The sequence below is a fragment of the Enhydrobacter aerosaccus genome (assembly GCF_900167455.1).
GTDB lineage: Bacteria > Pseudomonadota > Alphaproteobacteria > Reyranellales > Reyranellaceae > Reyranella > Reyranella aerosaccus.
On sequence record NZ_FUWJ01000001.1, the window covers coordinates 616,048 to 628,412 of the forward strand.

A 12,365-nucleotide genomic window follows, 5' to 3' on the forward strand; every position below is an offset into this window, starting at 1 on the left:
CGAGTTAGGCCGTGCGCATCAGGGGTTGCGGCGTGGCTTCATCGTCGAGCACGTCGCCCTGGCCGTTGGCCGGCAGGGCCGGCCGCGCTGTCCGCTCCGACGGATTGCGGGCGATCAGCGGAGCCAGTTCCGACAGCTCGATGAAGTCGTCAGCCTGGCGGCGCAGCTCGTCCGCGACCATCGGCGGTGCGGATTTGATGGTGCTGACCACGGACACGCGCAGGCCCTTGCGCTGCACAGCTTCGACGAGGCGGCGGAAGTCGCCGTCGCCGGAGAACAGGATCACATGATCGAGATGCTCGGCCATCTCCAACACGTCGATGGCCAGTTCGATGTCCATGTTGCCCTTGATCTTCCGGCGGCCCATGGCATCGGTGAATTCCTTCGTCGGCTTCGTGACCATGGTATAGCCGTTATAGTCCAGCCAATCGATCAGCGGCCGGATCGGCGAATATTCCTGATCCTCGACCAGGGCCGTGTAGTAGTAGGCCCGAACCAGCCGACCCTTCTCGCGGAACACCTTCAGGAGGCGGCGGTAGTCGATATCGAAGCCGAGGGCACGCGCAGCCGAATAGAGATTGGCGCCGTCGATGAAGAGCGCGACGCGCTCGTTCTCGTAAAAATTGCCTTTCATGGCGAATATCCTTTTTCGCGAATATGCGCAGAGGGAACGAAAAAATTATGTAGCCAAGGGAGCCCAGTACGTAACACCCCTCCCACGGCGATTGAAGTATATGACAATATGCTATTATTCACAAGGAGTTGAGGGAGTTTTTTGTGAGCGGCGAGAGCGGCAGGATCTACATCGCGCTGGGAGCGAATCTTCCGCATCCATCGTATGGCCCACCGCGCCAGACCCTGGAGGCCGCTCTCGGGGAGCTTGGCCGCCGCGGCGTCGGCCTCGTTCGATTGTCGCCCTGGTATCGGACCGCCCCGATACCTGCCTCGGACCAGCCGTGGTTCATGAATGCCGTGGCCGAGGTGGCCACCGATCTGCCGGCGGAGCGGCTGCTGGCGGAAATGCACGCGGTCGAGGCCGACTTCGGCCGCGTTCGGTCCGTTCCCAATGCCGCCCGGTTGATCGACCTGGATCTCATTGATTTCAAAGGGAAAACGTCTGTCGGCGGCGATGGAAGGCCGGTTCTGCCGCATCCTCGCCTGGAAGGCCGGGCCTTTGTCGTCCGGCCATTGGCCGACCTCGCCCCGCATTGGCGGCATCCGGTTACGGGGGCTTCGATCCAGGCCCTTGTCGCGGCCCTGCCGCCCGACCAGATCATAGAGAGGGTTTGAGCCCTCTGGCTTGCCTTTTGGGCTAGGGCGCGTATAACCCGCCGCTTCCGGAAATTCAGAGGTCTCCATGGCGCGTGTCACCGTCGAAGACTGCATTCTGCAGGTGCCCAACCGTTTCGAGCTCGTCATGTACGCCGCCCAGCGTGCGCGCGATATCTCGGCGGGCGCCCAGATCACGCTCGACCGCGACCGCGACAAGAACCCCGTCGTGGCGCTGCGCGAGATCGGCGAAAACAAGCTCGACCATGACCAGCTCAAGGACGAGCTGATCTCCGGCATGCAGAAGCATGCCGACATCGACAAGCCCGAGGAGGTCAACGAGATGGCCGAACTCGAGCAGGAGCTGGCGGCGGCTCTTGCGCAGGGTGGTGCCGAGGCGGCGCAGCCCAAGGCTCTGCCGATGGCCGAGGAAGACGAAGTCACGGAGTAGCCGACCCTAGCAGGGCTCGGCCCTGCTATTCGCGCAAACATCGTGGAGAAGGCGCAATCCTCACCATATAATAGGGGATTGCGATGATCCGGCAGTTCGAACTCGTTGAACGTGTGCAGTCCTACGATCCCGATGCGGACGAGGACATGCTGAATCGTGCCTATGTGTATGGCCTGAAGAAGCACGGCACGCAGCTCCGGGCTTCGGGCGATCCCTATTTTTCCCATCCGGTCGAGGTCGCGGGCATCCTGGCCGAGATGCGGCTGGACACGTCGTCGATCGTCACCGGCCTGCTGCACGACACGCTTGAGGATACCGACGCCACGCGCGACGAGATCTCGCGCATGTTCGGCGAGGACATTGCCCGTCTGGTGGATGGCGTCACCAAGCTGTCCCGCCTCGAGGTCCAGTCGGAGAGCACCAAGGAAGCCGAGAATCTGCGCAAGCTCGTGCTTGCCATGTCGTCGGACATCCGCGTGCTGCTGGTGAAGCTGGCCGATCGTCTGCACAACATGCGGACGCTGAAATACATCAAGGAGCCGGCGCGTCGCCGGCGGATTGCCCGAGAGACCATGGAGCTCTACGGGCCGCTCGCCTCGCGCATCGGCATGGAAAACATCAAGCGCGAGCTCGAGGAACTGGCCTTCGCCGAGCTCAATCCCGATGGCCGCGCTTCGGTCCTGGCCCGGCTGGGCTATCTGAAGGAGAAGGGCGAGCAGATCGTCCCGCAGATCGAAGCGGAGCTGGTGGAGACCCTGAAGGAGGGCGGGCTGGAGGCCCAGGTATCCGGTCGTGAGAAGACGCCCTATTCGATTTGGCGCAAGATGCAGCAGAAGAACGTGTCGTTCGAGCAGCTCTCGGACATCATGGCCTTCCGCATCATCGTCGCCGACGTGGCGCAGTGCTATCAGGCGCTCGGGCTGCTGCATGGCCGCTACCAGGTCATCCCCCAGCGCTTCAAGGATTACATCTCCGTCCCCAAGCCAAACGGCTATCGCTCGCTGCATACCGGCGTGATCGGTCCGTTCGGGCAGCGGATCGAGATCCAGATTCGCACCCAGGAGATGCAGGACCAGGCGGAGCGCGGCGTCGCTGCCCACTGGATCTACAAGCAGGGCGGTCCATCGACCGACGCTCCGCAATACGCCTGGCTGCGCAGCCTGATCGAGATTCTCGACAAGGCGCCCAACGCCGAGGAATTCCTCGAGCACACCAAGCTCGAGATGTTCCAGGACCAGGTCTTCTGCTTTACGCCGAAGGGCAAGCTGATTTCGCTGCCGCGTGGCGCCACGCCGATCGACTTCGCCTATGCGGTGCACAGCCAGGTCGGCGACACCTGCGTGGGTGCCAAGATCAACGGCCGCATGCTGCCGTTGCGGACGCAGCTGTCCAATGGCGACCAGATCGAGATCGTGACGTCGAAGGCGCAGACGCCGTCACCGACTTGGGAACGTTTCGCCGTCACCGGCAAGGCGAAGGCGGCGATCCGCCGTTTCATCCGGATCCGGCAGCGCGAGCAGTATCTGCAGCTCGGACGCTCGCTGCTCGACAAGGCCTTCCACGAAGAAGGCTATGAGGTTACCGAAAAAGGCCTCGCCGACGTGAAGGCCAACTTCAAGCAAGGCACGACCGACGATCTGGTCGCCGCGGTCGGGGCGGGGCTGGTCGGGGCGCGGGAGGTGCTCACCGCCGTCTATCCGGGCCTGAAGCAGAAGCAGCAGCGCAAGGGCGGCGCCGATGTGGTGCCGATCTCGCGCGCCCGCAACAAGACCGCGAAGAGCCGGGACGGAGCCGGCGCCAAGAAGGAACCGCATCAGATCGCCATCACCGGACTCATTCCCGGCATGGCCGTGCATTTCGCCCGCTGTTGTCATCCGTTGCCGGGTGATCGCATCGTCGGCATCATCACCACGGGCAAGGGCGTCACCATCCATACGATCGACTGCTCCACCCTCGAAAGCTTCTCGGATGCGCCGGAGCGCTGGATCGATGTCGGCTGGGATACGGTGTCGGAAAGCGAGGCCGCCTATACCGGCCGCCTGAAGATCACCGTGGCCAATCAGCCCGGCAGCCTGTCGAGCCTGTCGACCGTCATAGCCCGCCACGAAGGCAACATCTCCAATCTCCGCATCGTCAATCGGTCGATGGACTTCTTCGACATGGTGATCGATGTCGAGGTCGCCGACGTGAAACACCTGGCCGACATCACCGCCGCCTTGCGCGCGACACCGGCGATCAACGCCGTCGAGCGCGCCCGCAACTGACCTCCCCTCCATCGAACGAAAGCTGCCAATGTCCGCGCTTCCGCCCCTGCGTCTCGGAGTGAACATCGACCACGTCGCCACGGTGCGTAACGCCCGCGGCGGCGCGCTGCCCGACCCGCTGCGGGCCGCTGCCATCGCCGCGGCTGCCGGTGCGGATGGCATCACGGCGCATTTGCGCGAGGATCGCCGTCACATCGTCGATGCGGATATCGACGGGCTGATGCGGGAGCTCAAGATTCCCCTCAATCTGGAAATGGCGGCGACGCCGGAGATGCTGGCCATCGCCTTGCGTCATCAGCCGCATGCAGCCTGCATCGTGCCCGAGAAGCGGGAGGAACGGACGACCGAGGGCGGTCTCGATGCCGCCGGGCAGCACAACCAGCTGAAGCCGCTGGTGGCGCGTCTGCGCGACGCCGGCATCCGTGTGTCGCTCTTCATCGAGGCCGATTCGCGTCAGCTCGAAGCGGCGGTTGCGCTGGGAGCTCCTGTCGTCGAGCTTCACACCGGTAGCTACTGCGAGGCAGAGGGCGAGGCCCAGAAGGCCGAACTTCTGCGCCTGCAGAAGGCGGCTGCGCTCTGCGCCAAGTTTGGTCTCGAATGCCATGCCGGGCATGGCCTCAGCTACGCCGATGTCGGACCGGTCGCGGCGATCCCGCAGGTGCGGGAGCTGAATATCGGTCATTTCCTGATCGGCGAGGCGATCTTCGTCGGGCTCGATGCCGCGATCCGCGAGATGCGCCGCCTCATGGACCAGGCCCGCGCGGGGATCGCGGCGTGATCATCGGCATCGGCAACGACCTCGTCGACATCCGCCGGATCGAAAAGTCGCTGGAGCGGTTCGGGGACCGCTTCGTGCAGCGCATCTTCACCGAGATCGAGCAGAAGCGGTCCGAGGGCCGCGCCACTCGCGCGGCCAGCTACGCCAAGCGCTTTGCGGCCAAGGAAGCCTGCTCGAAGGCCCTGGGCACCGGATTCCGGCGCGGCGTGTTCTGGCGGGACATGGGGGTTGTAAATCTCAAGAGCGGCAAGCCGACCGTCGCTCTCACCGGTGGGGCGCTCGCCCGACTGGAGGAGATCACCCCGGCCGGCATGTCGGCGCAGATCGATCTCACCCTAACGGACGAATTTCCCTTGGCGCAGGCTTTCGTGATCATTTCGGCGGTGGCGAAGACATGAGTTCGATGCCCGGGCGGCAAGCGCCGCCGCCCCCTTTGGCCATCCGGCCCCGCCCATCGCGTCGGCGCAGGGCTCTTCTGCTTATCGTGTTGGCGATCTCGATTCCGATCGCCTCTGTTGTCGCGGTAAGCGGCGCGTTCCTGTACCTCAAGAAATGGATGCCGTTCCAGAATGCCGGCATGGCAATGCTTCCGACCTCGCTGGAAAGTGATCGCTTCCTGTTTGATGCCAAGGCCTACAGGGGTAGCGAACTGCCCCGCCGTGGCGACCTGATCGTGTTCCTGGCCCCCGCCAGCGCCTCTTTTGGGCAACGCGTCCTCTTCTTCAAGCGCATCGTCGGGCTGCCGGGGGATCGGGTCGAGATGAGCCAGGGCGTTCCCACGATCAATGGCGTTCCCGCCACTTGGGAGTTTCTCTCGGACTACCGGTATCCATCAGGTGTCAGGCAGGGCAAGCGCTTTCGGGAGCATCTGCCGGGTGGGGCCAGTTACGAGATCCTGAAGTTGAACAAGCGCGGGGATCTGGACGAGGGAGGCCCGTTCCTGGTGCCGCCGGGTTCGTACTTCGTGCTCGGTGACAATCGCGACGACTCCATCGATAGTCGAGGTGCGTCCGCCTCGTCACGCTGGTGGTCTGTGCCGCTGGGTGACGTCTGGGGGCGGGCAAATTATGTATATTGGTCGGGCTTCGATCGGCTCGACCGCATCGGCCTGGCCTTGAAATGACCAAATTGCACCGCTCCCATGCGGCGACTATGGGCGCAGACAGCGCCCGGCGGCCCTGCTATAGGCGCGGCTCGTTTACACTGGAATGGCGATGACCGACGTGGCGGAACGGCGCAAGCGACAAGAGAAGGCCGGTGGCTGGGCGGAAACGATCCGCACGGTCGTCTATGCGGTGGTGATCGCGATCGTGGTTCGCACGTTCGTCATCGAGCCGTTCAATATCCCGTCGGGATCGATGATTCCGACTCTTCTGGTCGGCGACTATCTGTTCGTCTCCAAATTCTCATACGGCTACAGCAAGCACTCGTTCCCGTTCTCGCTGGGCTTCTTCTCGGGCCGCATCTTCTTCCATCCGCCGCATCGCGGCGATGTCGCGGTCTTCAAGTATCCGGGCGACCAGGGCCAGGGCCTCAACCGTACCGACTACATCAAGCGCATCGTCGGTCTGCCGGGCGACCGCATCCAGGTGACCAATGGCGTGCTGCATATCAATGGCACGCCGGTACAGCGCGTGCGCATCGGCGATTACGTGAAGGGCGGCTATGGCGGCTACCAGAAGGGCGTCCTCTACCGTGAGACATTGCCTGACGGCGGCCCCAGCTACACGGTGCTCGAATACAGCGACAACGGCGCGTCGGACAACACGCCCGAGTTCCTGGTGCCGGCGAACAGCTACTTCGTGATGGGCGATAATCGCGACGACTCGCTCGACAGCCGCACGCGGCTGATGCTGCGCGACATTACGGGCGCGCAGCGCGATCGCGATCAGCTCGGCTGGTATGTCCCGGCGGAGAACCTTGTCGGCAAGGCCGAGTTCATTTTCTTCTCGCACGACCCGTCGGAAGCGGGGTGGCTGGAACCCTGGAAATGGCCCGAGGCAATTCGTTTCAGCCGCTTCTTCATGGCGATCCACTGAAGCTCGGCGACATCGATTTCGAGGCGCTGACCAAGGGGCTCGGTCATGCGTTCGGCAATCCTGAACTCGCAGCCGAGGCGCTCACCCATCGCAGCGCCCTCGACCGCCGGCCGGAACTGAAGCTCGCTTTTCCCAACGGCAACGAGCGGCTGGAATTCCTGGGCGATCGCGTCCTGTCGCTGGCGATGGCCGACCTCCTGTTGCGGCGCTATCCGCGCGAGCGAGAGGGCGAACTGGCACGACGCCACGCCTCTCTGGTGCGTGCGGCGGCCCTGGCCGAGATCGCGGAGGCGATCGATCTCGGCCGACACATCCGGCTGAGCGACCCCGAGCGGGGACAGAAAGGCGGGATAAAGCCGAACATCCTGGCCGATGCGCTCGAAGCCCTGCTGGGGGCGGTGTTCCTGGATGCGGGCTTCGCCGCCGCGGCGGCCAGCATCGAGACCTTGTGGGGCGATCGCGTCGCCACGCATGCGACCGCGCCACGCGACGCCAAGACGGCGCTGCAGGAATGGGCTCAGGCGCGACGTCTGCCGCTGCCCGAATATCGCGAAGTTGGACGAGAAGGGCCACCGCACGCGCCGGTCTTCGTCGTCGATGTCACGATCAAGGGACACGAGCCCGGTCACGGCCGGGGCGGCAACAAACGCGAGGCGGAGCGGATTGCCGCCGCGGCACTTCTCGAGCGGCTTGAACGGATATGAACACACCCACTACCCGTGCCGGATTCGTCGCCATTGTCGGCGCCCCGAATGCCGGCAAGTCCACCCTCGTCAACGCCCTTGTCGGCTCGAAGGTGAGCATCGTCTCGCCCAAGGTGCAGACGACGCGCATGCGCGTGATCGGCATCGCCATGAGCGATCTGCCGGACGGCACGCGGGCCCAGGTCGTGCTGGTCGATACGCCGGGTATCTTCCGCGTCGCCAAGCGCCGCCTGGAGCGCGCCATGGTGGCGGCTGCATGGCAGGGCGCCGAGGATGCCGATGTCGTGGCGCTGGTGGTCGATGTCGAGCGCGGACTGGGTGAGGAAACCCGGGCGATCGTGGAGAAGCTGAAGGAGACGCGTAGCACGCGCTACCTGATCCTGAACAAGATCGACCTGGTGCCGCGGGACAGGCTGCTGGCGCTCACAGCGGAGCTCAATGCCCTGGTGCCGTTCGAACGGACCTTCATGGTGAGCGCCCTGCGCAATGACCATGTTGCCGATGTCCTGGCGGCGTTCGCCTCGGCAGTGCCCGCTGGACCGTTCCTCTACCCGGAGGATCAGGCGGCCGATCTGCCGCTGCGGCTCCTGGCGGCCGAGGTCACCCGGGAGCAGGTGTTCCTGCAGCTCCATCAGGAGCTTCCCTACGAAACCGCCGTCGAGACGGACAAGTGGGAAGAGCGCGGCGACGGATCGGTCCGCATCGAACAGACGATCCATGTCCAGCGTGACGGCCAACGCGCCATCGTCCTTGGCAAGGGCGGCGCCCGCATCAAGCAGATCGGTGCGCGGGCTCGGCATGAGCTGACGCAGCTCCTCGAGCGTCCCGTTCATCTCTTCCTGCATGTGAAGGTGAGCGAGCGCTGGGCGGAGGATCCGGCCCATTACCGATCCATCGGCCTTGATTTCGAGCCCAAGTCCTAGATCGACACGCTACCTGGGGCGCGCGGGTACCGCGCGCTGGTGTCCCCGACCGAAACGCGGCATATCGCGCTGATGGAATGGACCGACCGCGGCATCGTGTTGACGGGGCGCCCCCACGGGGAGGGTGGGCTCGTCGCCTCGTTGCTGACGCGTGACCATGGCCGGCATGCCGGCTTCGTTCCGGGCGGTGGTTCGCGCCGCGCTCGGCCGATCTGGCAACCCGGCAATCTTGTCGACGTCGTTTGGCGGGCCCGGCTTGCCGAGCAGCTCGGGAACTACTCCGGCGAGTTACGGGAGGCCTATGCTGCCCGCGCGCTCGACGACGCCTCGGAACTGGCTGGTCTGGCTGCCGCCTGTGCCACCATCGACACGGCCTTGCCCGAGCGCGAACCGCATCCGGCCGTGTTCGAGGGGTTTCACGCCTTCCTCGCCGCCTTGGGCCATGCCGGCTGGCCCATGATCTATGTGAGGCTGGAACTCGGTCTGCTGCAGGAGCTCGGCTTCGGCCTCGATCTCGAGAAATGCGCGGTTTCAGGTGACACCGAGGATCTGGCCTTCGTCTCACCCCGGACAGGCCGGGCGGTTTCCCGGGCCGCGGCCGGCCCCTACAAGGAGAAGCTGCTGCCCTTGCCGGCCTTTCTGTCCACCGGCGGATTGCCGGCCGATGACGACGAGCTGCATCAGGGGCTTGATTTGACAGGCTATTTTCTCGAGCGGCACGTGTTCTGGCCACAGAACAAGCCCTTGCCTCCGGCCCGGTCGAGATTTAAGGAAACGCTGCACCGCTAAAAACAACGATGGCTGCAGCGTCGAACGCGGCCGCCCCTCTATGTCCTGATCGATGGCCAAACGCAGCACAAACGTCGTTCCGCTCGCCGCCGTAAAGCCGGTGCAATTCGGACAAGCGCTCTCGGAGCGCTATCTGTCCTATGCCCTGTCGACCATCATGTCGCGCTCGCTGCCCGATGTGCGGGACGGTCTCAAACCCGTGCATCGTCGCTTGCTCTACGCGATGCGGCAGTTGCGGCTCGATCCGAACAGCGCGTTCAAGAAGAGCGCGCGCGTGGTCGGCGATGTGATCGGCCAGTATCATCCGCACGGCGACCAATCGATTTATGATGCCCTGGTCCGGCTGGCTCAGGAATTTTCGGTCCGCTATCCGCTGATCGAAGGGCAGGGGAACTTCGGCAACATCGACGGCGATAACCCGGCCGCGATGCGTTACACCGAGGCACGCCTCACCGAGGTAGCAGAGGCGTTGCTGGCTGGCATCGACGAGAACGCCGTCGACTTCCGGCCCAACTATGACGGCTCGACCGAGGAGCCGATCGTCCTGCCGGGCGGCTTTCCCAATCTTCTTGCCAATGGCGCCGCGGGCATCGCGGTCGGCATGGCGACTTCGATCCCGCCGCACAATGCGGGCGAGCTGTGCGATGCCCTGCAGCATCTGATCCGTACGCCCAATGCCCGCATCGAGACCCTGGTCGATCTGGTGAAGGGGCCGGATTTCCCGACCGGTGGCCTGCTGGTCGAGCCGCGCGAGTCGATCGTCGAGGCCTACAAGACCGGTCGCGGCGCCTTCCGGTTGCGCGCGCGCTGGATCAAGGAGGATCTGCCGCGCGGCCAGTATCGCATCATCGTCACGGAGATCCCCTATCAGGTCCAGAAGGGCAAGCTGATCGAGCGCATCGCGGAGATCATCAACGCCAAGAAGCTGCCGATCCTCGAGGATGTGCGTGACGAGTCGGCGGACGATGTGCGCGTCGTGCTCGAGCCGCGCACCGGCAACGTGCCGGCCGAGCTGCTCATGGAACAGCTCTTCAAGCTGACCGACCTCGAGATCCGCTTTCCCCTGAATCTCAACGTCCTCGACAAGGACAACACGCCGCGCGTGATGGACCTGCGCCAGGCGCTGCAGGCTTTCCTCGACCATCGCCGCGAGGTGCTGATCCGTCGCTCGACCTTCCGCCTGGCCGAGATCGAGCGGCGCCTCGAGATTCTCGACGGCTACCTGATCGCCTATCTGAACCTCGACGAGCTGATCAAGATCATCCGCGAGGAGGATGAGCCCAAGCCGGTGATGATCCGGACCTTCGGCCTGACCGATCTGCAGGCCGAGGCGATCCTGAACATGCGGTTGCGCGCCCTGCGTCGGCTCGAGGAATTCGAGATCAAGGGCGAGCACAAGAAGCTGAGCGCGGAGCGCAAGGAGCTGAAGGCCCTTCTCAAGGAAGAGAAGCTGCAATGGCAGGCGATCTCGGCCGAGATCCAGGAGATCAAGGCGAAGTTCGGTCAGAAGACCAAGATCGGCAAGCGCCGTACCGAACTCGCCGACGCGCCGGCGGAGATCGAGCATTCGGTCGAGGACTTCGTCGAGCGCGAGCCTGTCACGGTGATCCTGTCCGAGAAGGGATGGATCCGCGCCGCCAAGGGGCATCTCGACGAGAAGGCCACCGGCGAGCTCAAGTACAAGGAAGGCGACGGACCGAAGTTCACGCTGCACGCCCAGTCCACCGACAAGATCCTCGTGTTCGGCACCAACGGTCGGTTCTACACGCTCGGCTGTGATCGGCTGCCGAGCGCGCGCGGTCATGGTGAGCCGATTCGCCTGATGATCGAGCTGGGCAACGAACAGGACATCGTGCAGCTCGAGGTGCTGAAAGGCGGTCGCAAGTTTCTGGTCGCCTCGGATGCCGGCCGTGGCTTCGTCGTGCCGGAAGACGAGGTCGTGGCCCAGACCAAGAACGGCAAGCAGATACTGAACCTCGCCGACAAGGAGAGGGCGGTTGCCTTGTCGATCGTGCCCGAGGGCGCCGATTCGGTCGCGGCCCTGAGCGAAGGTCGCAAGCTGCTGATTTTCCCCCTCGAGCAGGTGCCCGAGATGGGACGCGGCCGTGGTGTCCTGTTGCAGAAGTCCAAGGCCGACCAGCTTTCGGATGCGCAGGCCTTCGTGCTGGGCGATGGCTTGCCATGGGGCAATCGGGTCATCGCGGCGTCCGAACTCAAATTCTGGCGCGGCGAGCGCGCCCAGGCCGGGCGCTTGCCCGAAAAGGGCTGGCCGCGGGCCAAGCGTTTCAAGGGCTGAGCGATGGACCTGACGCTGATCTGGAAGACGCTGGTGATCGGCGTCGTCGAGGGGTTGACCGAGTTCCTGCCCGTCTCCTCGACCGGGCACATCATCCTCGCCGAGGAGGTGCTGGACTTCACCGGCCCACCCGGCAAGGTGTTCGACATTGTCATCCAGCTCGGCGCCATCCTGGCGATCTGCGTGCTGTATCGCGCCAAGATCTGGTCGACCGTGACCGGCGTGCTGCAGCGCGACCCGCGCGCCGTGCGCTTTGCCGGTTCGGTGATCGTGGCGTTCCTGCCGGCCGCCGTGGTCGGGGTGATCGCCTACAAGGTGATCAAGCAGTTCCTGATGAGTCCGATGGTGGTCGCTATCGCCCTGATCGTCGGCGGCGTCGCCATCCTCGTGATCGAGCGCTTGGCGCAGCGACCGCGGGTCAAGTCGGTGGACGATATCGATCTCAAGACAGCCTTCTACATCGGTCTTTGCCAGTGTCTGGCCATGATCCCCGGCGTGTCGCGCGCCGGCGCGACCATCATGGGAGCACGTGCTTTCCGCGTGGAGCGTGCAACTGCTGCCGAGTTCTCGTTTTTCCTCGCCATGCCCACTATGCTTGGGGCATCGGTCTATGACCTCTACAAGAACTGGTCGGACCTGAGCTGGAGCGGCAGTGCCACCATTGCCTTGGGCTTCACCGCCGCCTTCTTTTCCGCTCTCGTCGTGGTAGCGCCTTTCATTCGCTTCATCAGCCGATACGGTTTCGCGCTGTTCGCCTGGTACCGCATTGCAATCGGCGGCTTGGCGCTCGTGCTGCTCCTCATGCGATAGCGCTTCCCGACGCTACAGGGCGTATGTCATAAGCCGGAAATT

General features: G+C 64.3%; 13 protein-coding genes. 12 read left to right on the top strand and 1 reads right to left on the bottom strand.

Annotated features, from left to right (window positions below; all coding sequences use genetic code 11):
- Window positions 1–4: 4 nt before the first annotated feature.
- A complete protein-coding gene (locus B5D62_RS02875; RefSeq protein WP_085932304.1) occupies window positions 5–634 on the bottom strand; it encodes a LabA-like NYN domain-containing protein in 630 nt (209 codons plus the stop codon).
- Window positions 635–777: 143 nt separating this feature from the next.
- On the opposite strand from B5D62_RS02875, the gene folK reads away from it, so the two are divergent.
- From folK to B5D62_RS02935, 12 genes are all read left to right on the top strand, one after another.
- Complete coding sequence (gene folK, locus B5D62_RS02880) at window positions 778–1,290, top strand: 2-amino-4-hydroxy-6-hydroxymethyldihydropteridine diphosphokinase (protein ID WP_139373701.1); 513 nt, start codon at window positions 778–780, stop codon at window positions 1,288–1,290.
- 67 nt (window positions 1,291–1,357) lie between these two features.
- Window positions 1,358–1,720: a DNA-directed RNA polymerase subunit omega gene (gene rpoZ, locus B5D62_RS02885; protein ID WP_085932305.1), complete on the top strand. Its 363-nt coding sequence runs from the start codon at window positions 1,358–1,360 to the stop codon at window positions 1,718–1,720.
- An 83-nt stretch (window positions 1,721–1,803) separates the two neighbouring features.
- Window positions 1,804–3,984, top strand: coding sequence for a RelA/SpoT family protein (locus tag B5D62_RS02890; protein WP_085932306.1), 2,181 nt, complete (start codon window positions 1,804–1,806; stop codon window positions 3,982–3,984).
- A gap of 28 nt (window positions 3,985–4,012) precedes the next feature.
- Window positions 4,013–4,762 carry a pyridoxine 5'-phosphate synthase gene (locus B5D62_RS02895; RefSeq protein WP_085932307.1) on the top strand — a complete coding sequence of 250 codons (750 nt, stop codon included), beginning with the start codon at window positions 4,013–4,015 and terminating at the stop codon, window positions 4,760–4,762.
- Complete coding sequence (acpS, locus tag B5D62_RS02900; protein WP_085932308.1) at window positions 4,759–5,160, top strand: holo-ACP synthase; 402 nt, start codon at window positions 4,759–4,761, stop codon at window positions 5,158–5,160. The genes B5D62_RS02895 and acpS overlap by 4 nt, the downstream gene beginning before the upstream one ends.
- 89 nt (window positions 5,161–5,249) lie before the next feature.
- A complete protein-coding gene (lepB, locus tag B5D62_RS02905; protein ID WP_170920759.1) occupies window positions 5,250–5,885 on the top strand; it encodes a signal peptidase I in 636 nt (211 codons plus the stop codon).
- A 91-nt stretch (window positions 5,886–5,976) separates the two neighbouring features.
- A complete protein-coding gene (lepB, locus tag B5D62_RS02910) occupies window positions 5,977–6,801 on the top strand; it encodes a signal peptidase I (RefSeq protein ID WP_085933493.1) in 825 nt (274 codons plus the stop codon).
- Window positions 6,753–7,505 (top strand): ribonuclease III, encoded by a 753-nt coding sequence (rnc, locus tag B5D62_RS02915; RefSeq protein WP_085932310.1) that lies wholly within the window; start codon window positions 6,753–6,755, stop codon window positions 7,503–7,505. Before lepB (B5D62_RS02910) ends, rnc begins: the two co-directional genes overlap by 49 nt.
- Window positions 7,502–8,428: a GTPase Era gene (era, locus tag B5D62_RS02920; RefSeq protein ID WP_085932311.1), complete on the top strand. Its 927-nt coding sequence runs from the start codon at window positions 7,502–7,504 to the stop codon at window positions 8,426–8,428. Before rnc ends, era begins: the two co-directional genes overlap by 4 nt.
- Before the next feature lie 39 nt (window positions 8,429–8,467).
- The gene (recO, locus tag B5D62_RS02925) at window positions 8,468–9,217 is read left to right on the top strand and encodes a DNA repair protein RecO (RefSeq protein ID WP_336470143.1); all 750 of its coding nucleotides are present in this window, start codon (window positions 8,468–8,470) and stop codon (window positions 9,215–9,217) included.
- Window positions 9,218–9,269: 52 nt separating this feature from the next.
- The gene (gene parC, locus B5D62_RS02930; protein ID WP_085932312.1) at window positions 9,270–11,513 is read left to right on the top strand and encodes a DNA topoisomerase IV subunit A; all 2,244 of its coding nucleotides are present in this window, start codon (window positions 9,270–9,272) and stop codon (window positions 11,511–11,513) included.
- Between the two features lie 3 nt (window positions 11,514–11,516).
- Window positions 11,517–12,323, top strand: coding sequence for an undecaprenyl-diphosphate phosphatase (locus B5D62_RS02935; RefSeq protein ID WP_085932313.1), 807 nt, complete (start codon window positions 11,517–11,519; stop codon window positions 12,321–12,323).
- The last annotated feature ends 42 nt before the right edge of the window (window positions 12,324–12,365 follow it).